This is a genomic window from Mycobacterium sp. (assembly GCF_050701515.1).
Lineage (GTDB): Bacteria > Actinomycetota > Actinomycetes > Mycobacteriales > Mycobacteriaceae > Mycobacterium.
Window position 1 is genome coordinate 23,282 of sequence record NZ_JBOGDB010000149.1, and the last position, 23,621, is coordinate 46,902.

The following is a 23,621-nucleotide window of genomic DNA, read 5'->3' on the forward strand; positions in this document are numbered from 1 at the left end:
CCCTACCGCTATTTCCACAGCCGGCGTCTTTCACCTAAAAGCGCACCCTGCACCCACCACGACACCTCGATAATGACGGCTCCGACAATGCCGATGACCAGTGCCATCGAGGTCACCGCGATGTTCGACGAATCGAGCATGAACGTCTTCTGCGCCAGCGGAATGGAAAAGATCACGACGTAGGCCAGACCGCCCACGGTGACCAACAAGACCCGCCACCACTCGTACGGCCGCGCCACCACCGCAAGCACCCACACCGCGGTCACCAGCAACGTGATCAAAGCCGCCGTCGACGCCTGGGTCTGCTGCACCGCGGTGGCCTCGCGGCCCTGATACGCCACCAGATACGACGTGAAGGTGGCGATGCCCACCACCACGCCCGACGGCAGCGCCGAGGTCATCACCCGGCGCACGAAGCCGGGATACGCTCGCTCGTTGTTTGGTGCCAACGACAGGATGAACGCCGGGATGCCGATGGTGAACCAGGCCGCGATCGTGACGTGGATCGGTTGGAACGGGAAGAGCAGCGGATCGGAGCCGAACACCGCCGACGCGAGACCCGCCAACCCGACCAGGATCGCCAGCAGCACCGAGTACACGGTCTTGGTCAGGAACAGGTTGGAAACCCGCTCGATGTTGCCGATCACCCGGCGGCCCTCGCCGACGACGTGCGGCAGCGTCGCGAACTTGTTGTCCAGCAGCACAATCTGAGCGACCGCCCGCGACGCCGCGCTGCCCGCGCCCATCGCCACCCCGATGTCGGCGTCCTTGAGCGCCAGCACGTCATTGACACCGTCGCCGGTCATCGCAACGGTGTGCCCCCGTGATTGCAGCGCGTGCACCATTGCCCGCTTCTGATCCGGCCGCACCCGGCCGAAGGTGGTGTACTCCTCGAGGGTGTCGGCCAGCCGGTCGGGCTTGTCGGGCAACTTGCGGGCGTCCATCGTCTCGCCCTGCAGGCCCAGCGTGCCCGCCACCGCACCTACCGATACCGCGTTGTCGCCGGAAATGACCTTAATCGAAACCTTCTGGGACGCAAAGTAATCCAGCGTATCGCGGGCATCTGGACGGATTCGCTGCTCGAGTACTACCAGCGCGACCGGCGTTACGTGTCCGGGTGCATCGGGATGGTCGACGGGCAGATCGCTGGCGCCGAGCAGTAGTACGCGCAGGCCCTGCGCGCCGATTCGCTCGGCCAACTCGGCGGCCGGAGAAGCCGGGTCGAGCAGCACGTCCGGGGCGCCGATCACCCAATTGCCGTTCTCGCCGTAGGAGGTTCCACTCCACTTGGTCGCCGACTTGAACGGCGCGTTCGCCGTCGCGATCCAACCCGGCGGCATCTTGTAGGCCTCGGCGATGGCCTGCATGCTGGCGTTTGGCCGGGTGTCGTCGGCGGCCAGTTGGGCCAGCACATCGCCGACATCGCCTTCGTCCAACCGCTTGAGATCGGATACCCGCATACCGTTTTCGGTCAGTGTGCCGGTTTTGTCGGCGCACACCACGTCGACGCGGGCCAGGCCCTCGATCGCGGGCAGCTCGTTGACCAAACACTGCCGCCGGCCGAGCCGGATGACCCCGACGGCGAACGCGATCGACGTCATCAGCACCAGGCCCTCGGGCACCATCGGCACCAGCGCGCCGACCATCCGCAGCACCGATTCCCGCCAGCCTGCGCCGGTGGTGAACAGCTGGGTGTAGATGATCAGCAGGCCGGCCGGGATCAGCAGGTAGGTGATGAATTGCAGGATCTTGTTGATCCCGCTGCGCAGTTCGGATTTCACCAAGGTGAACTTGCTGGCCTCTTCGGCCAGTTTGGCGGCGTAGGCCTCCCGGCCGACCTTGGTGGCCCGGTAGGCCCCGCTGCCCGCGACGACGAAACTGCCCGACATAACCTTGTCGCCGGCGTCCTTGGCGATCGGGTCGGCCTCGCCGGTCAGCAGCGATTCGTCGACTTCGAGATTGGTTTCCTCGATGATGTCGCCGTCGACCACAATCTGATCGCCGGGCCCGAGCTCGATGATGTCGTCCAGCACCACCTCGCTGGGGGCCATGGGCCTCGAAACAGACGCAGCACCGGATTGCCTGCGCACCAACGGTTTCGCCTGCCCCACGATGGCCAGCTTGTCCAGGGTCTGCTTCGCCCGTAGCTCCTGGATGATGCCGATCGCGCTGTTGGCGATTATCAGTAGTCCGAATGCTCCGTTGATGACCGAGCCGGTCGATAGCACGATGATCAGCAGCACACCGAGGATGGCGTTGATCCGGGTGAAGACGTTGGCCCGGACGATTTCGGATACGCTGCGCGCCGCTCGGGTCGGGACGTCGTTGGTCTTGCCTTCGGCGACCCGTTGCGCGACCTCGGCATCGGAAAGGCCGCTGGCCACCAGGGTGGTCATCGCGTGAAGGTTCCCTTGCCAAGCTCGTCGTAATACTCGAGGTTCAGCTTGTCGCCGTCGAAGGTGGCTTTCGAAATTGTCCCGGGAGGCGCGTTTTCGGTGACAAACGAGAAGGTGAAGACGTTGCCGTCCCAATGGCTGAGCGGCACATTGAGCTTCTGGCCCAGCGCGAGCTGCAGCTTGCCGTCCTTCTCGGTGATCCGCGCCGGACCCCAATAGTCGTTGTTGTAGGTGCCGACATAGGACGACAACGGCGCGGCGGGCGCGGGGTTCGGCGGCGGTTGCTGGCCGACCAGCGATCCAACCGGCTGCTCCCCCGGGGACAGCAGGTCCTGGTACAGCTTGAACCAGTCCTCCCGGACCTCACCGAACTGCACGAGGTCGGCGAACTGTGCGGTGAGAGCTTCCGGCACGCCGGAGGGCGTGCCGTTGGTCAGCGCGATGATCGCCACATCGGCGGACGGCAGGATGACGAAGTTCGTCCCGGCGCCCAGCTCGAACGCCCCGGAGTGGCTGAGTGCGGTCCTGGCGGCCGACGTCGTGCCAACGTTGAAGCCGAAGCCGTAGAAGCCGGTCCGCATGGCCGGCTCAGAGGCCGGGCTGGACACGATCTGGGGCGTGACCGCAGGCAGCAGCGCCTCTGGATCGACGATCTGCTTCCCGTTGTAACTGCCGTTTGCGAGCACCATCGCCAGCCAGTGCGTCATGTCGTTGACCGACGAGCTGGCGCCGCCCGCAGGCGCCTCGGGGTCCGGGTCGCGCTGGTAGAGCGGCTCGTACTTGCCGTCAACGTGGATGTGCCCGATGGCGCGGTTCGGCCTGGCTTCGTAGTCTGCGAACCGGTAACTCGTCGACGCCATTCCGAGCGGCCGCAACAACACGTCCTCGCTGAGGTCCTCCCACGACTTTCCCGCGCCGACCGCTACCGCCTCGGCCGCGGCGGTCAACCCGAAGTTGGTGTACGCGTATGAAATTCGGAACGGGTCCAGTGGCAACTGCCGCAGCCGCTCGAGAACGTAGCGGCGGTCGTACCCGAGGTCCTCGAGCATGTCGCCGGCGTGGTCGGGCAGCCCGGAACGATGCGAGTACATGTCGCCAACCGTGACCATCTGGGTGACGACGGGATCGGACAGTGCGAACCACGGCAGCTTGGATACGATCGGCGTGTCCCAGCCGATCGCGTCCTCACCGACCTGGTGCGCGACCGCGGTGGCACCAACGGGCTTGGACAGCGACGCCAGCTGAAACACCGTGTCCGGGTCGACCTGCTCGCCGGTCTTTACATCTTTCACGCCAAAACCCTTGGCGTAGACGGTCTTCCCACCATGCACCACCGCCACAGCCATCCCGGGGATACCCGACGCCCGCATCAGCTCGTCGGCGAGGCCGTCCAGCTTGCCGACCGCGTTCTCGACGGCGTTCTCCGGCAGGTCCATCGCCGGCACCAGCGGCGGCGGCACGTCGGAGAGCGGCTTCGACTCCTGCGCCGGGCCTGAATCGCAGCCCGCCACAAGCGTCATCGCGACGCCAAGCGCGAGCAAGGGGGCAAACATGGTTGTGCGTGCTCTGATCACAGCCAGCACGCTATCCGGTTACAGCTGCCACCACGGGTCGAACGTCGATGCCGACTGGGGCGACTCGGCGCGATCGACACGCTGACCCGGCCTGGGAACGATGGCCTGGATACCGGCCGGGCCGGCCGCGGCGAGCAGTCGCTCGGGCGGCTCTGCCCACGGATGCGGGGCAAGCCGGAACGTCGCCCAATGGATCGGGACCAGCAAGCCCGATTCGGCCTCTGCCAGATCGAGGTGGGCACGGACCGCGTCTTCGGGATTCATGTGGATGTCCGGCCAGGCCGGGTGATACGCCCCGATCGGCAACAGCGTCAGGTGGAACGGCCCGTGATCCATGCCGGTCTCGGCGAAGCTCTTGGTGTAGCCGGTGTCGCCGCCGAAGAACGCCCGGTGTCGCGGGCCGGCCAACACCCAGGACGCCCACAGTGTGGTGTTTCGGGTGAAAAGTCGCCCGGAGAAGTGCCGGGCCGGTGTGCACACCAGCGTCAACTCGTCTATCTGACGGCTCTCGTACCAGTCCAGCTCGACGACCCGGTTATCCGGGATCCCCCACTTGCGCAGGTGTGCGCCCACGCCAAGCGGCACGACGAACGGCGCCCGCTGAGTACGGGCCAGCCCGACGATGGTGTCGATGTCGAGGTGGTCGTAGTGGTCGTGGCTGATCAGCACCGCGTCCAGCGCGGGCAGCGCCTCCAACGGCACCGGCACCTCGTGCATCCGCTGCGGCCCGACCGTCCGCGACGGCGAACACCGTCGGCTCCACACCGGGTCGGTCAGCACCCGGTAGCCGTCGACCTCGATCAGCGCCGTGGAATGGCCGTACCAGCTGACGGCCAGGTCGGCGGGTGCGGTGTCCGCCTTCGGCGGGACGGCCACCGGAATGGGACCGCGCGGGCGCCCGACATCGCGGGAGCCGACCAGTTCGCGGATCAGTAGCCGCTGCTGCTCGCGGTCGAGGCTGATGGACGACGTCGGGTCGATGTTGACGAACACGCCGTCCTGATAGTTCGGGGACCGCTTCGCCACCGGCCAGATTTCGGCGGGTCCGGCCCCGACCGCGGCGGGCGACCCGTGCAGCGATCGAAGCACCCAGCCGCTGGCCGCGACGGTGGCCGTCCCGACCGCGAATCGCAGCGCCGTTCCCAGCATCGGCGGTCAGGCTCCCCGAAAGTTCGGCGGCCGTTTCTCGATTCGCGCCATCTGCGCCTCGATCACGTCCTGGCTGCTCCACGCCTTGTCGAACATCTGCTGGTGCTCGGGCCACGGGTCCTCGTAGGCACCGTCGTCGTTGAGCACGCGCTTCGCGTGCTGCAGGGCCAGCGGCGCGAACCCCGCGATCTCTGCGGCCCAGTCTTGCGCATCGGACAACGTCCCGATCCGGTTGGCCATCCCGGTCTGAAGCGCGACGTCGGCGGTGAGCCGTTCCGCGGCGAACAGCATACCTCTGGCCCGGCCGGCACCAACCAGTGAGGTCAGCCGGCGGATGCTCCAGTTATCCAGCGCCAGACCGTATTTCGCGACGGGGAACTGGAAGTACGCCTCGGGTGCGACGACGCGCAGATCGCAGATCATCGACAGGATGACGCCGGCCCCGATCGCGGGCCCGTTGATCGCGCCGATGACCGGGACCGGCGCCTTGTCGATCGCGATGTTCAGCGCCTTGGCCTTATCGGGCAGCTGCTCGGCCACTCCTGCGGCGTCGGAGAGGTCCGCACCCGAGCTGAACACCGCACCCTGGCCGGTCAGCACGATCACCCGGACGTCTTCGGTAGCGGCCTTCTCAACCGCCTCGCGCAGGCCGTCGACGAGCTCGCCGTTCAGCGCATTGCGGCGCTCGGCACGCTGCATCTCCAGGGTCATCACGTGGCCGTCGCGGGTCACACCAATCATGCGACCACCCTATTAGCCTCTTCCTGTGAGCCGGATCGGCGCCCTGCAGCTGCGCGACGCGGTACTCGACGAAGGGTCGTTCCGCAGCTGGGACGCCCCGCCGCTGGCGGTTGCCGAAAGCGACGAATACCGGCGCGAACTGGCCGACGCGGCCGCCGCCACCGGGCTGGACGAAGCGGTGGTGACCGGCGAGGGCGAGGTATTCGGGCGACGGGTCGCGGTGCTGGCCTGCGAGTTCGACTTTCTGGCCGGCTCGATCGGGGTCGCCGCCGCCGAGCGGATCACCGCCGCCGTGCAGCGGGCCACCGCCGAAGGGCTGCCGCTGCTGGCCTCGCCGAGCTCGGGCGGCACCCGCATGCAGGAGGGCACCGTCGCGTTTCTGCAGATGGTGAAGATCGCCGCGGCTGTCACGCTGCACAAGCGGGCGCATCTGCCCTACCTGGTCTACCTGCGTCATCCGACCACCGGCGGCGTTTTCGCGTCGTGGGGGTCGCTCGGGCACATCACCGTCGCCGAACCGGGAGCGCTCGTCGGTTTTCTTGGCCCGCGGGTCTACGAGCATCTCTACGGCGAGCCGTTCCCTGCCGGCATTCAGACCGCGGAGAACCTGCAGCGACACGGCGTCATCGACGCCGTCATTCCGCTCGAGCACCTGCGCACCACGCTGGACCGCGCGCTGAAGGTGGTCGCCGATCCACCAGAGGCGCCGCCCGCGGAACCCCCGCACGAGCCGTTGCCCGATGTGCCCGCGTGGGAATCGGTGCAAGCATCGCGGCGTCCGGACCGGCCGGGCGTCGGGCATCTGCTGCGGTATGGCAGCACCGAACGGGTGCTGCTGTCGGGCACGGGTTTGGGCGAGGCCGCCACCACGCTGCTGGCGCTGGCCCGGTTCGGCGGCCAGCCGGCCGTCGTGCTCGGCCAGCAACGCGTGGTCGGCGGCACGGTCGGGCCCGCGGCACTGCGGGAAGCCCGCCGGGGCATGGCCCTGGCCGCCGGGCTGAAGCTGCCGCTGGTGCTGGTGATCGACACCGCCGGGCCAGCGCTTTCGGCCGAGGCGGAGCAGGGCGGACTGGCCGGCGAGATCGCACGGTGTCTGGCCGAGCTCGTCATTCTGGACACACCGACGGTGTCGGTGCTGCTCGGCCAGGGCAGCGGCGGCCCGGCCCTGGCGATGGTGCCCGCGGATCGGGTGCTGGCCGCCATGCACGGCTGGCTGGCTCCGCTGCCGCCCGAGGGGGCGAGCGCGATCGTCTACCGCGACGTCGATCATGCCGCGGAATTGGCTGCCGCCCAGGGCATTCGGTCGGCCGACTTGCTGCGCGACGGCATCGTCGACGTCGTCGTGCCCGAACATCCCGACGCCGCCGACGAGCCGATCGAGTTCACCACACGGCTGTCGGCCACCATCGCCGGCGAGTTGCACCGGCTGCGGTCGATCCCCGACCAGCAGCGGTTGGACGCACGGTTGACCCGCTACCGCCGCATTGGCCTGTGAAAATTGCGTCGAAATCTGCACGAGGGCTGTGCTGCGGGCCAAAATCACGACCCTGGTGCAGATCTCGATGAAGATGCCCCGAAGCGCCGCGGCCTCGTCGACGGCGGCCCGGTCGGCTAGGCCAGCGACTCGATCCTTCGCTACCGTGCGTCATGCGCACGATCGAGACCGACTACCTGGTGATCGGCGCGGGCGCCACCGGAATGGCGTTCGTCGACACGCTGGTGAGCGAAACGACGGCAAGCGTGGTCGTCGTCGACCGCAACCATCAACCCGGCGGGCACTGGAACGCGGCCTACCCGTTCGTGCGCCTACACCAGCCGTCGGCCTATTACGGGGTGAACTCACGCCCCCTCGGCAGGGACACGATCGACCGGGGCGGGCTCAATGCGGGGTTCTACGAACTGGCCGGCGGCGATGAGGTCCGCGCCTACTTCGACGCGGTCATGCAGCATCAGCTGTTGCCGACGGGGCGGGTCACGTACTTTCCGATGAGCGAATACCTCGGCGACGGCCGGATCGGCACGCTCGGCGGTGACCACATTCACGTCACCGCGCGTCGACGGGTCGTCGACACGACCTATGTGGGTGTCACCGTGCCGTCGATGCGGCCGCCGCCGTACGCCGTTGCGCCCGGGGTCGACTGCATACCGCCCAACGAACTACCGAGCATCAAAGCTGCCCGCGACTCTTATGTGATCGTGGGCGCGGGCAAGACAGCGATGGACACCTGCTTGTGGCTGCTGTGCCACGGCATCGCGGCGGAGCGACTGACATGGATCAAGCCCCGCGACTCGTGGCTGCTGAACCGCGCCGCAGTGCAGCCCGGGACACAGTTCGCGAAGAACGTCCTCGCCGATGTCTCCGCGCAGCTGACGTCGGTCCACCTCGCCGAATCGGTCGAGGATCTGTTCGTCCGGCTCGCGGATGCCGGGTGTCTGCTGCGCATCGACGAGTCGATCGAACCGACGATGTACCGCTGTGCCATCGTGTCGCAGGCCGAGCTCGAGCAGTTGAGGCGAATCGAGGGTGTGGTGCGCATGGGCCACGTCAAGGAGGTCGAACCGGGCCGTGTCGTGCTCGACGACGGTTCGCTTGCGGTCGACGACTCGGCGCTCTTCATCGATTGCACCGCGATGGGGTTGGGCCGCCTGGGTGTGGCGACCGTGTTCGAACCCGGCCGCATCACCCTGCAGACCGTCCGTACCTGCCAGCCGGTGTTCAGTGCGGCCGTCATCGCACACGTGGAGGCGGCGTACGACGACGACGACATCAAGAACGCGTTTTGTCTGCCGGTGCCCATCCCCGAGGTCCCGACCGACTGGCTGCGAATGATGCTGACGTACAACCGCAATCAACTCCGATGGTTCGCCGACCCCGAGATGATGGCCTGGCTTGACGCCGCCCGGCTCAACATTCTCAGCCATGCGACGGCCGCGGTCAGCGAGCGCGCGAGGGAGAAGATCATCAGCCTGCTGCGGTCCCGGCTGCAAGCCACCAACGAGAAACTCGAGCAGCTTCTGACGACCGTCTAGGCCAGCGACTCCACCCATGCGCGGTGCAATGCCGCATACCGTCCGTCACCGCGGATGAGTTCGGCGGGTTGCAGGAATCGGACGACGTGCAAGCCCGTATGTACACAGCAGCGAGTCGGCCGTCGGAATTAATGTCATGGGGAGGTGTTCGTCGTCCAGCACGAAGACCGTCGATCAAGCTCGCTATCTTCGTCGATTCTCACCACCCGAGCAGTCCGTTCGGCGGTGCGCGTCGTCGTCATGGCCGACCCATAGCAAATGTGTACGCATATACTAAAATAAGTGTACAGTACGAATTAAGAGTATTATCCCAGCTCGCAGAATAGTTTTAGTACGGTACGCTTAATTTTGCTCCAGCGTACGAAGGTACTGCAATCCATGAAAGGTGGTAACCAGTTGGCTGGGAAAGGCCGGCCACCACGATCCGAGGTCTATAACCGACTCGACACGCAGATCGCCGAGCTATGGAACCGGCTCGGCGGCTTGCCAAGCCCGTTGGAAGCCGAAGGGATCTGGAAAGACATCTGGACGGCCGAAGCACATCACTCGACAGCCATCGAAGGCAACACCTTGGTCATCCGGGAGGTCGAGAAGCTACTCAGCGAAGGCCGTGCCGTGGGCGCGAAACGCCTCGGCGAGTACATGGAGGTGAAGGGCTACGCCAACGCCGCTGACTGGGTCTACCGCGAAGGCATTCAGCCCACCAGCTACGACCCCGAGCGGCACATCACTATGCAGGACGTTCGCCATGTCCACCAGCAAGTGATGGCCCTGGTGTGGGACGTCGATCCGCACCCCGATGCATCGCCACAGGAAGGACCAGGGTCATTCCGCCAACACGAGATTGAGGCATTCTCGGGTGGAATTCAACCTGTGAGCTGGCCGCTAATCGACGCGGAGATGGCGACCTGGCTTGACCAAGCAAACAGCATCGTTCCTCGATCGCCGACCTTCCCTGAGCAGATCGCCAAGGTTCACTGCGACTTCGAAGCGATCCACCCGTTCCTCGACGGCAATGGACGCACCGGGCGCTTGGTACTGAATCTCATCCTTGTGCGCATGGGGTATCCGCCGGCGATCATCTACAAGCACGACCGCGATAAGTACCTGCGGGCGCTGCAGCGTGCTGACAATGGAGAATGCGGCACGCTGGGCGAGTTCATTGCTCGAGCCATCCTTGACAACCTGTACAAATTCATCGTGCCAGCGGTCGCCGGACCGGCTCGGTTAGTCCCCCTAGCCGCCCTCGCGACCAGAAAGTTCAGCAGTACGACACTGCGCGTGGCGGCCAATCGCGGTGCGCTCCAGGCCACTAAGGGCCCTGACGGGCAGTGGCGCTCTAGTCGGCAATGGGTGGACGAGTACGCAGAGAATCGATACAAGCGCCGACGCTCTTCCTAACTGCCCTTGACCTCACATGTCTGTGTTCCCCTGGGGCTCACCGTGACGTCATACTGTCGCGCAGTACCTGGTCAATACGTCTAGGCCAGCGATTCGACCCATGCGCGGTGCAATGCCGCATACCGTCCGTCACCGCGGATGAGTTCCGCGGGTGGCCCGTCTTCGACGATGCGCCCGGCCTCCAGCACCAGCACCCGGTCGGCGACCTGGACCGTCGACAGCCGGTGCGCGATGACCAGCGCGGTCCGGTCGGCCAGCACCGTTTCCAGCGCCCGCTGCACCATCCGTTCGCTGGGAATGTCCAGCGACGACGTCGCTTCGTCGAGAATCAGCACCGCCGGATCGGCCAGAAAGGCTCGCGCGAACGCGACCAGCTGCCGCTGGCCGGCCGACAGCCGGCCACCACGCTTGGCGACGTCGGTGTCGTAGCCGTCCGGAAGTTCGGCGATGAACCGGTCCGCGCCGACGGCGGCCGCCGCCTCGCGCACCTGCGCGTCGGTGGCGTCGGGTCGGCCGAACCTGATGTTGTCGGCGACCGTGCCGTCGAACATGAAGTTCTCCTGAGTGACCATCACGACGTGCCGGCGCAGTTCGCTTTGAGACAGGTCGCGCAGGTCGATGCCATCCAGAGTCACCGACCCGGACGTCGGGTCGTAGAACCGCGCAATGAGTTTGGCGATTGTGGTCTTGCCGGCCCCGGTGGTGCCGACCAGTGCGATGGTCTGGCCGGCCGGCACCGACAACGTCAGCCCGGGCAGCACCGGCCGGTCCGGCACGTAGGAGAACGTCACGTCGTGGAATCCGAGGTCTCCCCGCACGGACGTCAACCGCACCGGGTGCGCCGGGTCCTTGATGCCCGGCCGCTCGGCGAGCACACCGGCCAACTTCTCCAATGCCGACGATGCGCTCTGGAAAGTGTTGAAGAACTGCGAGATCTCCTGCATCGGCTCGAAGAACATCCGCAGGTAGAGCAGGAACGCCGTCAGCGTGCCGATCGTCATGTCTCCCTGCAGAACTCGCCACCCGCCGTAGAGCAGCACCACGCCGGTGGTCAGGTTGCCGACCAGCTTCACCCCGGGCATGAAGATGGCGAGCAGCTTGAAGGTCCGTTCGTTGATCTCGCGGTACCGGTCGGCGACGTCTTCGAAGATCTCCTGGTTGCGCGGCTCGCGCCGATACGCCTGCACGGCCTTGATGCCGGTCATCGTCTCCACGAACTGCACGATGACCAGTGCGGCGCTTTCCCGGACCTTCCGGTAGGTCTTCGACGACTCGGTGCGGAACCAACCGACGAGCATCACCAGAATCGGGAATGCGGCCAGACACATCAGTCCCAGCCGGACGTCCAGCGCGACAAGCAGGATCGCCGTGCCGAACAGGGTGAGCACAGCGGTGACGAGGCTGTCGAAACCGGTCTCCAGCATGTCCTGGATGGCTTCGACGTCATTGGTGGACCGGCTCACCACCCGGCCCGAGGTGTAGCGATCGTGGAACGCGATGTCGAGCCGCTGGAAATGCCGGAACACCCGGCGCCGCAACTCCAGCAGCACCTTCTGGCCGATCCGGCCGGACCGCCGCAGGAAGAACATCCGGCTGGTCGCCTGGATCAGCACCACCGCGCACAGCGCGCCGACGATGATCATGAGCTCACGCGCCGGGCCACCGTCGACGATCGGTGGGATGCCGTGGTCGATGCCCCGCTGGATCAGCAGCGGAACCGAAAGGCGCGCAGCGTTTTCCACCACCACGACCAGCGCCAGCAGCGCGACCGTGGTGCGGTAGGGAAACAGCAGCGAGCCGAGCAGCGCGCGCGCCTCCCGGCGGCGGGGCAGGGTCTCGTCGATGGGAAGGTCGTCGTCCTGACTGTCCTTGACCCGCCCGCGCCAGCCGCGGTCGTCGTCGTCTTCGCGGATGTCGGCCGGGGTGTCGGTCGCGGTCATCGGCGCTCTCCCTCGGATGCCGCGAACCGGCGCGGCCGGATCTCCGTGCCGCAGGCCGCGTCGGTGGCTTCCTGCTCCTCGCGCGCGGTGTCCAACCGCTCCCAATCCTCGTCGACTTGCCAGGCGCAGCTGCGTTCGGCACGGTCGTCCAGCTCGTCGTCGGCGGCCAGCAGATAACGGTACTGCGGCACCCCGGCCAGCAACTCGGCGTGCGTGCCGACGTGGGTGATCGTGCCGTTCTCCAGTAGCGCCACCTTGTCGGCCAACACCACGGTGGAGGCGCGGTGCGCCACCACGATGCCGGTGACCGAGTGCAGCACCCGGCGCAGCGCCTCCTCCACCACCGCCTCGGTGTGCACGTCGAGCGCGGACAGGGTGTCGTCCAGCACCAGGATCTTGGGGTTGGCGAGGATGGCTCGCGCCAGCGACAGCCGCTGCCGCTGTCCGCCGGACAGGCTCATGCCTTGTTCACCGATTCGGGTGTCGAGCCCGAACGGCAGGTCGTAGACGAACTGCGCCGCCGCGATCTCGATGGCCTGCGCCAGCTGCTCGTCGGTTGCGTCCGGCCGGCCCAGCCGCAGGTTCTCCGCCACCGACATCGAAAACAGCGTCGGGTCCTCGAATGCGGTGGCCACCGCCTGCCGCAGTGCGGGCAGTGACAGCTCCCGGATGTCTTGGCCGTCGATGCGAATTTCACCCTCGGTGACGTCGTACAGCCGGGACAGCAGCGCGGCCAACACCGACTTGCCCGACCCGGTCGACCCGACGAGCGCCAGTGTCTCCCCCGGCTCGACGGCGACCGTGACGTGACGCAGTGCCCAATCGTCGGGCGCGGCATCGGGGAAGCGGAAGCCGACATCGTCGAGTTCCAGCCGCCCGCCGCGTGGTAGTTCGTCAAACGGTCCGTCGGTGATTTCGCGTGGCGCGTCGAAGATCTCGGCGATCCGATTGGCGGCGGTGAACGACTCCTGCGTCATCGACAGCAGAAAGCCCAGCGACGCGATCGGCCAGACCAGCGACAGCATCATCGTGATGAACGCGACCAGCGTGCCCATGGTCACGTAACCGTGGCCGGCCGCGTAGGCGCCGAAGCCCAGCACGACGATCAGCGTCAGGTTGGGAATGACCTCCAGCACGGTCCAGAACTTCGCCGACACCGACACCCTGCTCACCTGTGTGTCGTAGAGGTTGGTGAGCTGTTGGTCGAACCGGTCGTAGGAGTAGTCCTCGCGGCCGAAGGACTTCACCACCCGCACGCCCAGAGCGGCCTCCTCGACATGCGTGGCGACGTCGCCGGACTGGTCCTGGGCCAGCCGCGACAGCCGGGTGTACTGATGCTGGAAGTGCAGCACGGTTGCGGTGATCGGCACGATCGACACCAGCACGACCACGCCCAGCGGCCAGTACATCGCCAGCAGGATCGCGGTGACCACGGCGATCTGCAGTCCGTTGAGAATCAGGAACACCAGGCCAAACGACATGAAGCGGCGAATTGTGCTCAGGTCGTTCATGATTCGCGACAGCAGCTGGCCGGACTGCCAGCGTCCGTGAAAACTCATCGGCAGGATCTGCAGCTGCGCGTAGACGTCCTTGCGGATGTCGGCCTCGACGCCCATCGTGGCGCGGGCGACCAGCCAGCGCCGGATGAACCAGAGCACCGCCTCCGAGACGCCGACACCCATCGCCGCGGTCCCGAGCAACCACAGTCCGTGTTGGTCCTGATGGCGCACCGGCCCGTCGATCACCGCCTTTGTCATCAGCGGAATCGCGACCGTGGCGGCCAGGCTGGTGATCGCGACCAAGACCATCGCAACCCAGCGGACCCGGTACGGCATCAGGTAGGGCAGCAGCCGGAACAGGTCGGAGCCGCGATGGGGACGCACCCGCGGCGGCGCAATCGCCGGCGCCGGGCGCAACCCAATCGAATTCGGTTCACTCACGACGGATTCCATGGTCCCATCTGTCATGCCGCCACACCGGGCTCGTTTCCAAACTGCGTCTCGTACAGCTCGGCGTACCGCCCCCCGCGGGCGAGCAGTTGCCCATGGCTGCCCCGCTCCACGATGCGGCCGTCCTCGACGACGAGGATCAGGTCGGCGGCGCGCACCGTGGAAAGCCGGTGGGCGATCACCAGTGCGGTCCGTTCCGCCAGCGCCTCGGCCAGCGCCTGCTGCACGGCGGCCTCTGACGACGAGTCCAGCGACGCCGTCGCCTCATCGAGCACCACCACCCGCGACTGTCCCAGCAATAGGCGGGCGATCGTCAGCCGCTGCCGCTGCCCGCCGGACAGACGGTAACCGCGCTCACCGACAACGGTGTCCAGCCCGTCGGGCATCTCGGCGACCGCGTCGGCGAGCCGGGCGCGCCGCAGCGCCTCCCATAGCTCGTCGTCGGTCGCGTTCGGCGCGGCGAGCTGCAGGTTGGACCTGATCGATTCGTGGAACAGGTGCCCGTCCTGGGTGACCATCCCAACGGTGTCCTTCAGCGCCGCGAACGTGAGGTCGCGCACGTCGACGCCGCTGAGGCGCACGGAGCCAGAGTCGACGTCATACAGCCGGGCCACCAGCGACGCGATCGTCGACTTTCCAGCGCCCGAGGAGCCAACCAGTGCCACCATCTCGCCGGGCCGCGCTGTGAACGAAATGCCGTGCAGCACTTCGTCTCCCCCGCGAACATCAGTCTCGCTGAGGACCGCGACCTCCTCGAGGGAGGCCAGCGATACCTTGTCGGCCGAGGGGTAGGAGAACCGCACGTCGTCGAACTGCACAGCCACCGGGCCGTCCGGCACCGGGGCCGCGTCCGGCCGTTCCCGGATCAGCGGGACGAGGTCGAGCACCTCGAAGACGCGCTCGAAGCTGACCAGCGCGCTGGCGATCTCGACGTGCGCGTTGGCCAGTGCCGTCAGCGGGCTGTACAGCCGTGTCAGCAGCAGTGCCAGTGACACGATTGCGCCCGTCTGCAGGTGCCCACCGATCGCCAGCACGCCGCCGAGCCCGTACACCAGGGCCAGCGCCAGCGCCGACATCAGCGTCAGCGAATTCATGAAGACCGACTGCAACATCGCGGTGCGGACCCCGATGTCGCGCACCCGACCGGCCCGGACCTCGAACTCGCGCGATTCGGTGGCCGGGTTGCCGAACAGCTTGACCAACGTCGCACCGGGCGCCGAAAAGCGTTCGGTCATCTGCGTGTTCATCGTGGCGTTGTGAATGGCGGCCTCGCGCGACAGCCGCGCCATGGTTCGCCCGATCCAGCGGGCGGGCAGCAGGAACAGCGGCATCAGCACCAGCGACAGCAACGTGACCTGCCAGGAGATCCCGAGCATCACGACGAGCGTCAGCGTCAGGGTGACGATGTTGGTGATGACGCCGGAGAAGGTGTCGGAGAAGGCGCGCTGCGCGCCCATCACGTCGTTGCCGAGCCTGCTGACCAGTGCGCCGGTGCGGGTGCGGGTGAAGAACGCGACCGGCATCCGCTGCACGTGGTCGAAGACGGCGGTGCGCAGGTCGAGGATCAAGCCCTCGCCGATGATCGACGACAGCCGCCGCGTCATCAGCGATACGCCGGCCTCGGCGATGGCGACCGCAGCGATCACGGCGGCCAGCCCAATGACCACGGCGGCCGCGCCGTTCCCGATCTCGTCCACCACCCTGCCCGCCAGCAGCGGGGTGACAACCCCGAGCAGCGCACTGACCACGCTGACCGCGACGAACACGCCCAACCTGCGGTGATGTCGTCCGGCGAAGCGCCAGATCCGGCCCAGCAGCCTGCGATCGGCCAACGACCGCAGGTCGCCGCCGCGGGCGTGCGCCTGCCGGTACAGAGATTGCCGCGCCACCGTTTCGATACTCATGAAATCACCGTAAGACCTCAACAAAGGATGAGGTCAACGACTTCCCGGGCCGCCTATCACACCCTCGGCGCCGGATCAGGCAAGATTGCAGGCATGGACAGCGGTGCGGTCTCACCCCGGGTGCTCGTCGTCGACGATGACGACGACGTGCTCGCCTCCCTCGAGCGCGGCCTGCGACTGTCCGGATTCGACGTATCGACGGCCAAGGACGGCGCCGAGGCGCTGCGCAGCGCCACCGAGACACGGCCAGACGCGATCGTGCTGGACATCAACATGCCGGTGCTCGACGGCGTCAGCGTGGTCACCGCGCTGCGCGCGATGGACAACGACGTCCCGGTCTGCGTGCTGTCGGCGCGCAGCTCGGTCGACGACCGGGTCGCCGGCCTGGAAGCCGGCGCCGACGACTACCTGGTCAAGCCGTTCGTGCTGGCCGAGCTGGTGGCGAGGGTGAAGGCGCTGCTGCGCCGCCGGGGCTCGACGGCGACGTTCTCGTCGGAGACCATCCAGGTCGGCCCGCTGGAGGTCGACATCCCGGGCCGGCGCGCCCGCGTCAACGGTGTCGACGTCGATCTGACGAAGCGGGAGTTCGATCTGCTGGCGGTGCTGGCCGAACACAAGACCGCGGTGTTGTCGCGGGCCCAACTGCTGGAGCTGGTGTGGGGCTATGACTTCGCCGCCGACACCAACGTCGTCGACGTCTTCATCGGATACCTGCGCCGCAAGCTGGAGGCCGGCGGTGCCCCGCGGCTGCTGCACACGGTGCGCGGCGTGGGGTTCGTGTTACGGACTCAATGATGAGCCTGCTCTCGCGGATCTTCCGCCGCACCCCGTCATTGCGCACTCGGGTGGCGTTCGCCAGCGCGGTCGCCGCCGGCATCATGCTGGTCATCGTCGGCACGATCGTGTGGATCGGCATCACCAACGACCGCAAGGAGCGCTTGGACCGCAGGCTCGACGAGGCGGCCGGCTTCGCGATCCCGTTCCTGCCTCGCGGCCCCGGCGAGATCCCGAAGTCGCCCAACGATCAGGACGCGGTCATCACCGTCCGCAAGAACAACCAGGTGACGTCGAACTCCGACGTCGTGCTGCCCCAGCTGCCCGCCGGTTACGAGGACACCTACGTCAACGGGGTGCGCTATCGGGTCCGCACCGTCGACATTCCGGTGCCCGAGCCGATGTCGGTGGCGGTCGGCGCCACCTACGACGCCACCATCGCCGACACCAACAACCTGCACCGCCGGGTGCTGGTCATCATCGGCTTCGCGATCGGCGCGGCGGCCGTGCTGGGCTGGCTGCTGGCCGCGTTCGCCGTCCGGCCGCTCAAACGGTTGGCCCAGCAGACCCGGCAGATCGACGCCGGCGACGAACACCCCGATGTCGAAGTGCGCGGTGCCACCGAAGCGGTCGAGGTCGCCGACGCCGTCAAGGGCATGCTGCAACGCATCTGGAAGGAACAGGACCGCACCAAGGCGGCGCTGGCGTCGGCGCGTGATTTCTCCGCGGTGTCCGCCCACGAGCTGCGCACGCCGCTGACCGCGATGCGCACCAATCTGGAGGTGCTGGCCACCCTGGACCTGCCCGACGAGCAGCGCAAAGAGGTCATCAACGACGTCATCCGAACCCAGGCCCGCATCGAGGCCACGTTGGGCGCGCTGGAGCGGCTGGCTCAGGGCGAGCTGTCCACCTCCGATGATCACGTGCCGGTCGACATCACCGAACTGCTCGACCGTGCCGCGCACGACGCGATGCGCGTCTACCCCGAGCTGGACGTGTCGCTGGTGCCTGCGCCGACCGTGATCATCGTCGGGTTGCCGGCCGGGCTGCGGCTGGCGGTCGACAACGCGATCGCCAATGCGGTCAAGCACGGCGGCGCTACGCGTGTGCAGCTGTCAGCGGTCAGTTCCCGCGCGGGCGTGGAGATCGCCATCGACGACGACGGCATCGGCATCCCGGAGGAGGAGCGCAGCGTGGTGTTCGACCGCTTCTCCCGCGGGTCGACCGCCTCGCACTCCGGCTCGGGCCTTGGCCTGGCGCTGGTGGCCCAGCAGGCCGAATTGCACGGCGGCACGGCGTCATTGGATGCCAGCCCGTTGGGTGGCGCGCGGCTGCTGCTGCGGCTGCCCGGCCCGCGCTAGCGCCTACCTCTGTCCGCGCTGCGACTTGCCGCTGTCCCAGCGTGCAAACCCCGCTCCCTCGGCGGTCTCCACGTCGCGGAACCAGATTTCCGCGATGGTCTGCTTGTAGGACGGACTTTCGGGCGTGTGGTACAGCATCGAATCCTCGTTGCCCTTGACGGTGTAGCCGCTCGGTGCGGTGGCGGTGGCCGCGACCCGGACCGAACCCTCGCCGTACGGCTTGTCGCCGGTGGACTTCGCCGCCGCCGCACCGCCCGCGGCAGTTGCCGCCACCGCACCGGCGGCAGCACTTGCCCCTCCAGGCGCACCAGCACCTGCGGTCGGGGTTTTCGCGGTGGCCGGCGCATCCACGTCTGCCGCACCGGTCAGTGAGCGTGCCTGGGTAGCTCCACCGCCCCCGCCTCCGGCGTACTCCGGCACCTCGCGCTTGACCCTGCGGATCGTGAACGCCAGTGTCAGCACCAGCCCGAGCACAAATGCCAGGGCCATCAACCACCAGTTGACGTCACTCATCATCAAGCTCCTATCTCACGTGAGCCGGGAAGATCGGCGAGGGCCTCTTCCTCGCTGGTGCGCCTGATGGTGACAAGCGCTATCAGCCAGGCGACCACCGAGCCCACCACAAAGGCGAGCAGGTACCACAACCATTGGATGACGAAGTCCATGTCGAATGCTCCTTAGCTGACTGTGATGTCGACGCGGCGGTTCTGCGCCTTGCCGGCGGGTGTGTCGTTGCTGGCGATGGGCTCCGCCGAACCGGCGCCTCGCGAGGTGACCCGGTTTGCGGCCACACCCTGCGAAATCACGTAGTCCGCAACGGCTTTTGCGCGGTTGCCACTGAGCGGGATGTTGATCGCGTCATTGCCAGTGTTGTCGGTATGACCGACCACCGACACCCTGGGGTCCGGGCAGGCCTTCAACTTGTCAGCGACCTGGGTCAGTTGCTGTTGTGATACCGGCGTCAGGCTGAACCCGTCGGTCTGGAAGTTGATCGGCGTCCTGAGCAGGGCGGTGATGTCGGCCTGCAGCGTGGCGCACGGGCCACCACCAGGCGCTGGTGCGGGCGGCGGCGCCGCTGCGGGCGGTGCCGTCGGCGCGGGTGCACCCGACACCTTGATGTCGTTGGTGATCTTCATGTTCGGCCACGCAGCCTTTGCCGCGGCTTCGACGTCGGCCTTCACGTCTTCGGAGGGTGCGGTGCCGGTGAGCGTGAGTGTGTCACCGTTGAGGTCGAAGTTGAAGTCCGGAATGTCGACGCCTTCCTTCAACACCGAACCGAGCATGGAGAACTCCGGCGTGTTGGCGCCCGCCTTGATATTCAGGTTGTCGAGCAGGTTGACATCGGCACCGAACGCGCCCCGCACCGTGTCGAGCAGCGAGGCCTTCGCCGCGGCATCCGGCAGGTCACCGGTAAGCGAAATGTCGCCGCCAGACCGAGTAATCGTCAACGGCGCAAACGACAACTCCGGGAGATTGACGTTCGGCGCGTTCACCGTGGGCGCTGTTAGCGTGGCAGTTGGACTGACATCCGGCAGCGTCAAATCGACGTCCTTCGTCGATCTGTCGAGGCCGCTCCAACCGATAAGCCCGAGTAGCAGGGGCACTGCGATCAGCGCCACCAACCAGCCGAGACCTGGTGTTCGTCGGTAGAACTTGGAGGCTGTTCGCCAGCCGGTGATCGTACGAGATTCTTCGGGATCCGTCATTGGACACTCCTGGCGTCGGCAGAGCAGAACGTCGTTTGATCTTGTGCGATTCGAGCCTAAATCGACCGATGATCTTGTGGACAGGTTTCAGCCGACATCAAGTAAATCGATGACGAAGATCAAAGTCTTGCCCGAAAGCCGGTGTCCCGAACCGGCAGCGCCATAGGCCTGCGCGGGCGGGATGACCAGCCGACGCCGTCCGCCCACCCGCATGCCGGGAATGCCGTCCTGCCAGCCCTGGATGAGCCCGCGCAACGGGAACTGGATGGATTCGCCGCGATTCCAGGAACTGTCGAACTCCTCGCCGGTGTCGTACTCGACGCCGACATAGTGCACCTCCACCGTGCCGCCGGGCACCGCCTCCGCGCCGTCGCCGACCACCATGTCCTCGATGACCAGCTCGGTCGGTGCGGGGCCGTCGGGGAATTCAACCTCGGGTTTAGTCGCCACGGCGGGCAACGTTACGCCCGACCGGGTTATCTCGGGCCGCGCAGCGGGCACACTGGTTTGGTGGCACACGACCAAAACCCCGTGGCCCGCATCCGCGAACTCGTCGAAGAGGAGCGGCAATTGCGGGACCGCCTACAGCGGCACGAGATCAGCGAAGACGAGGAGCATGCGCGCCTGCGTGCCGTCGAGGTCGAGCTGGACCAGTGCTGGGATCTACTGCGGCAACGCCGCGCGCTGCGAGAGACCGGCGGCGACGCGCGCGAGGCAAAACTGCGCCCGGCCGAAGAGGTCGAAGGCTACCTCGGTTGACAACGGATCCGCGGGCCGACGTTGTCGTTGTCGGCGGCGGGCACAACGGGTTGGTCGCCGCCGCCTATTTGGCCCGCGCCGGGCGCCGGGTGCGGGTGCTGGAGCGGCTCGACCACGTTGGCGGCGCGGCGGTATCCGCGTTCGCCTTCGACGGCATCGAGGCACGGCTGTCCCGATATTCGTATCTGGTCAGCCTGCTGCCCCGGCGCATCGTCGACGACCTCGGCGTGCGCGTTCGGCTGGCGCGGAGGCGATACTCGTCCTACACGCCCGACCCGTCGACCGGCGGCCGGACCGGCCTGCTGGTCGGGCCGGAATCGACGTTCGCCGCCATCGGTGCCGCCGGCGACGCCGAACCGTTCGCCGAGTTCTACCGCCGGTGCCGGATCGTCACTTCCCGGCTGTGGCCGACGCTGACCGAGCCGCTTCACAGCCGCGACGACGCGCTCAAGCACGTGCTCGCCGGCGGTGATCCCGGCGCCGAGTCCGCATGGCAGTCGATGATCTGTCGGCCGATCGGGCACGCCATCACCCAGGCCGTCGACAGCGACCTGGTCCGGGGTGTGATGGCCACCGACGCACTGATCGGCACATTCGCCCGCACCGACGACCCGTCGCTGCCGCAGAACGTCTGCTTCCTGTATCACCTGCTGGGCGGCGGCACCGGCGATTGGGACGTGCCGATCGGCGGCATGGGCGCGGTGAGTGGAGCGCTGGCCGCCGCGGCGGCCGGCCACGGCGTCGAGATCGTCACCGGCGCAGAGGTTTACGAGATCGACCCGGATGGTGAAGTGGGCTACCGCCACGACGGCGAGGAGCGCCGAGTACGGGCCGACCACGTGCTCGCCGGAGTGACTCCCGCCGTGCTGGCGAAGCTGGTCGGCGACCCGGAGCCGTCGCTGGCACCGGGTGCGCAGGTGAAGGTCAACCTGCTGCTGCGGCGATTGCCGCGGCTGCGCGACGAGACCGTGACCCCCGCGCAGGCGTTCGGCGGGACCTTCCACATCAACGAGACCTTCAGTCAGCTCGACGCCGCGTACCTGCAAGCGGCCGACGGCGCCATCCCCGACCCACTGCCCTGCGAGATCTACTGCCACTCGCTGACCGACCCCGGCATCCTGTCCGATGAGTTGCGGGAATCCGGCGCGCAGACGCTGACGGTGTTCGGCCTGCACACCCCGCACCAGCTGCCCGCAACGCGCGACGAGCTCACCGCCGCCGTGCTGGACTCTCTGAACTCCGTTCTGGCCGAACCGGTTCAGGATGTTGTGATGCAGGATGCCGTCGGGCGGTACTGCATCGAAACCAAGACCACCGCGGATTTGGAACGAACGCTGGGCATGACGGCGGGCAACATCTTCCACGGCGCGCTGAGCTGGCCGTTCGCCGAGAACGACGACCCGCTGAACACGCCGGCCCAGCGGTGGGGTGTCGCTACCGCCCACGAGCGGATCATGTTGTGCGGGTCCGGTTCTCGCCGCGGCGGCGCAGTATCGGGCATCGGTGGGCACAACGCCGCGATGGCGGTGTTGGAGAGCTAGGGCATCGCCGCGGTCCCACAGCGAGCGTGCGCAAACTGCCAACATTCAGCGGCGTGTCGGCCGCAAGACGCGCACGCTCGCGGAAAGGCCGGCCTTAGCGCTTGTCGACTTCGGCGTAGTCCCGTTCGGTGTGGCCGGTGTAGATCTGTCGTGGCCGGCCGATCTTGCCGCCCTCCTCGTCGTGCATCTCGCGCCAGTGCGCGATCCAGCCGGGAAGCCGGCCGAGCGCGAACAGCACGGTGAACATGCGCGTCGGGAATCCCATGGCCCGGTAGATCACGCCGGTGTAGAAGTCGACGTTCGGATAGAGCTTGCGTTCGATGAAGAAGTCGTCGGTCAGAGCGACCTCCTCCAGCGCCTTGGCGATGTCCAGCAGGTCGTCGTCGCCGCCCAGCTTGCCGAGGATCTTGTCGGCCTGCTCCTTCACGATCCGCGCCCGCGGGTCGTAGTTCTTGTAAACCCGGTGTCCGAAGCCCATCAGCTTGACGCCGTCTTCGCGGTCCTTGACCTTCTTGACGAAGGCCTGTACGTCGCCGCCCTCCTGCCGGATCTTCTCCAACATCTCCAGCACCGCCTGGTTGGCGCCGCCGTGCAGCGGGCCCCACAGCGCGTTGATGCCGCCGGAGATCGACGTGAAGAGGTTGGCCTGCGACGAGCCGACCAGCCGCACCGTCGACGTCGAGCAATTCTGCTCGTGGTCGGCGTGCAGGATCAGCAGCATGTCCAGCGCCCGCACCACCTCGGGGTCGACCTCGTAGGGCTCGGCCGGGAATCCGAACGTCATCCGCAGGAAGTTCTCCACCAGGGTCAGCGAGTTGTCGGGATAGAGGAACGGCTGACCGACCGACTTCTTGTAGGCGTAGGCCGCGATGGTGGGCATCTTGGCCAGCAGCCGGATCGTCGACAGTTCCACCTGCGCGTCGTCGAATGGGTCCAAGGAATCCTGGTAGTAGGCGCTCAACGCGTTCGCGGCGCTGGACAGCACCGGCATCGGGTGCGCGTTGCGCGGGAACCCGTCGAAGAACCGCTTCAGGTCCTCGTGCAGAAGGGTGTGCCGCTGAATCTGGGTGGTGAACTTGTCCAGCTGATCCTTTGTCGGCAGTTCGCCGTAGATCAGCAGATAGCTGACCTCGATGAACGTGGACTTCTCGGCGAGCTGTTCGATGGGGTAGCCGCGGTAACGCAAGATGCCCGCGTCGCCGTCGATGTAGGTGATGGCGCTCGTCGTGGATGCGGTGTTGACGAACCCCGGATCGAAGGTGGTGTAGCCCGTCTTGGCCAGCAGCGATCCCAAGGCGATCCCGTCGGCCCCATCGGTGGCGCCCGCGATCTCCAGGTCAAGCTCGCCACCGGGGTATTTCAGGGTGGCGTGCTCGTCTTTATCGGCCACGGGAAT

General features: G+C 67.0%; 19 protein-coding genes. 7 read left to right on the forward strand and 12 right to left on the reverse strand.

Going from position 1 to position 23,621, the window contains the following annotated elements; translation table 11 throughout:
- Window positions 1-8: 8 nt before the first annotated feature.
- From ACRDU5_RS12645 to ACRDU5_RS12660, 4 genes are read right to left on the reverse strand one after another with little or no spacing between them, the layout of a single operon-like run.
- Window positions 9-2,396, reverse strand: coding sequence for a cation-translocating P-type ATPase (locus ACRDU5_RS12645; RefSeq protein ID WP_526614886.1), 2,388 nt, complete (start codon window positions 2,394-2,396; stop codon window positions 9-11).
- The gene (locus tag ACRDU5_RS12650) at window positions 2,393-3,949 is read right to left on the reverse strand and encodes a serine hydrolase domain-containing protein (protein ID WP_526614888.1); all 1,557 of its coding nucleotides are present in this window, start codon (window positions 3,947-3,949) and stop codon (window positions 2,393-2,395) included. Before ACRDU5_RS12650 ends, ACRDU5_RS12645 begins: the two co-directional genes overlap by 4 nt.
- Window positions 3,950-3,988: 39 nt before the next feature.
- The gene (locus tag ACRDU5_RS12655) at window positions 3,989-5,119 is read right to left on the reverse strand and encodes an MBL fold metallo-hydrolase (RefSeq protein WP_526614889.1); all 1,131 of its coding nucleotides are present in this window, start codon (window positions 5,117-5,119) and stop codon (window positions 3,989-3,991) included.
- A 6-nt stretch (window positions 5,120-5,125) separates the two neighbouring features.
- Window positions 5,126-5,860, reverse strand: a complete 735-nt coding sequence (locus ACRDU5_RS12660; protein WP_526614890.1) for an enoyl-CoA hydratase — start codon at window positions 5,858-5,860, stop codon at window positions 5,126-5,128.
- Window positions 5,861-5,885: 25 nt separating this feature from the next.
- Between ACRDU5_RS12660 and ACRDU5_RS12665 the strand changes: the two genes are divergently transcribed.
- The 3 genes from ACRDU5_RS12665 (at window position 5,886) to ACRDU5_RS12675 (ending at window position 10,291) form a co-directional block, all read left to right on the forward strand.
- Window positions 5,886-7,355, forward strand: a complete 1,470-nt coding sequence (locus ACRDU5_RS12665) for a carboxyl transferase domain-containing protein (protein ID WP_526614891.1) — start codon at window positions 5,886-5,888, stop codon at window positions 7,353-7,355.
- A 152-nt stretch (window positions 7,356-7,507) separates the two neighbouring features.
- Window positions 7,508-8,890 carry an NAD(P)-binding protein gene (locus ACRDU5_RS12670; RefSeq protein WP_526614892.1) on the forward strand — a complete coding sequence of 461 codons (1,383 nt, stop codon included), beginning with the start codon at window positions 7,508-7,510 and terminating at the stop codon, window positions 8,888-8,890.
- Between the two features lie 378 nt (window positions 8,891-9,268).
- Window positions 9,269-10,291, forward strand: coding sequence for a Fic family protein (locus tag ACRDU5_RS12675; RefSeq protein WP_526614893.1), 1,023 nt, complete (start codon window positions 9,269-9,271; stop codon window positions 10,289-10,291).
- Window positions 10,292-10,371: 80 nt separating this feature from the next.
- On the opposite strand, the gene ACRDU5_RS12680 is transcribed toward ACRDU5_RS12675, so the two are convergent.
- From ACRDU5_RS12680 to ACRDU5_RS12690, 3 genes are read right to left on the reverse strand one after another with little or no spacing between them, the layout of a single operon-like run.
- Complete coding sequence (locus tag ACRDU5_RS12680; RefSeq protein WP_526614894.1) at window positions 10,372-12,231, reverse strand: ABC transporter ATP-binding protein; 1,860 nt, start codon at window positions 12,229-12,231, stop codon at window positions 10,372-10,374.
- Window positions 12,228-14,171, reverse strand: coding sequence for an ABC transporter ATP-binding protein (locus ACRDU5_RS12685; protein WP_526614895.1), 1,944 nt, complete (start codon window positions 14,169-14,171; stop codon window positions 12,228-12,230). Before ACRDU5_RS12685 ends, ACRDU5_RS12680 begins: the two co-directional genes overlap by 4 nt.
- Window positions 14,172-14,194: 23 nt before the next feature.
- Window positions 14,195-16,084, reverse strand: coding sequence for an ABC transporter ATP-binding protein (locus tag ACRDU5_RS12690; protein WP_526614896.1), 1,890 nt, complete (start codon window positions 16,082-16,084; stop codon window positions 14,195-14,197).
- A gap of 84 nt (window positions 16,085-16,168) precedes the next feature.
- Between ACRDU5_RS12690 and prrA the strand changes: the two genes are divergently transcribed.
- Together prrA and ACRDU5_RS12700 are read left to right on the forward strand one after the other, a co-directional pair.
- Window positions 16,169-16,879: a two-component system response regulator PrrA gene (gene prrA, locus ACRDU5_RS12695; RefSeq protein ID WP_526614931.1), complete on the forward strand. Its 711-nt coding sequence runs from the start codon at window positions 16,169-16,171 to the stop codon at window positions 16,877-16,879.
- Window positions 16,879-18,219: a sensor histidine kinase gene (locus tag ACRDU5_RS12700; protein WP_526614897.1), complete on the forward strand. Its 1,341-nt coding sequence runs from the start codon at window positions 16,879-16,881 to the stop codon at window positions 18,217-18,219. The genes prrA and ACRDU5_RS12700 overlap by 1 nt, the downstream gene beginning before the upstream one ends.
- Before the next feature lie 3 nt (window positions 18,220-18,222).
- Here ACRDU5_RS12700 and arfC read toward each other — a convergent pair whose 3' ends face one another.
- From arfC to ACRDU5_RS12720, 4 genes are all read right to left on the reverse strand, one after another.
- A complete protein-coding gene (gene arfC / locus ACRDU5_RS12705; RefSeq protein ID WP_526614898.1) occupies window positions 18,223-18,732 on the reverse strand; it encodes a channel accessory protein ArfC, sunset domain variant in 510 nt (169 codons plus the stop codon).
- Window positions 18,733-18,734: 2 nt separating this feature from the next.
- Window positions 18,735-18,884: a channel accessory protein ArfB gene (gene arfB, locus ACRDU5_RS12710; RefSeq protein WP_526614899.1), complete on the reverse strand. Its 150-nt coding sequence runs from the start codon at window positions 18,882-18,884 to the stop codon at window positions 18,735-18,737.
- A 12-nt stretch (window positions 18,885-18,896) separates the two neighbouring features.
- On the reverse strand, window positions 18,897-19,925 hold the full coding sequence (gene arfA / locus ACRDU5_RS12715) for a channel-forming protein ArfA/OmpATb (protein ID WP_526614900.1): 1,029 nt from the start codon (window positions 19,923-19,925) through the stop codon (window positions 18,897-18,899).
- 87 nt (window positions 19,926-20,012) lie between these two features.
- Window positions 20,013-20,375, reverse strand: a complete 363-nt coding sequence (locus ACRDU5_RS12720; protein ID WP_526614901.1) for an FKBP-type peptidyl-prolyl cis-trans isomerase — start codon at window positions 20,373-20,375, stop codon at window positions 20,013-20,015.
- Window positions 20,376-20,435: 60 nt separating this feature from the next.
- Here ACRDU5_RS12720 and ACRDU5_RS12725 point away from each other — a divergent pair, with 60 nt between their 5' ends.
- The gene (locus ACRDU5_RS12725) at window positions 20,436-20,684 is read left to right on the forward strand and encodes a DUF2630 family protein (protein WP_526614902.1); all 249 of its coding nucleotides are present in this window, start codon (window positions 20,436-20,438) and stop codon (window positions 20,682-20,684) included.
- A complete protein-coding gene (locus tag ACRDU5_RS12730) occupies window positions 20,681-22,225 on the forward strand; it encodes a phytoene desaturase family protein (protein ID WP_526614903.1) in 1,545 nt (514 codons plus the stop codon). Before ACRDU5_RS12725 ends, ACRDU5_RS12730 begins: the two co-directional genes overlap by 4 nt.
- A 94-nt stretch (window positions 22,226-22,319) precedes the next feature.
- On the opposite strand, the gene ACRDU5_RS12735 is transcribed toward ACRDU5_RS12730, so the two are convergent.
- On the reverse strand, window positions 22,320-23,615 hold the full coding sequence (locus ACRDU5_RS12735) for a citrate synthase (RefSeq protein WP_526614904.1): 1,296 nt from the start codon (window positions 23,613-23,615) through the stop codon (window positions 22,320-22,322).
- Between the last annotated feature and the right edge of the window lie 6 nt (window positions 23,616-23,621).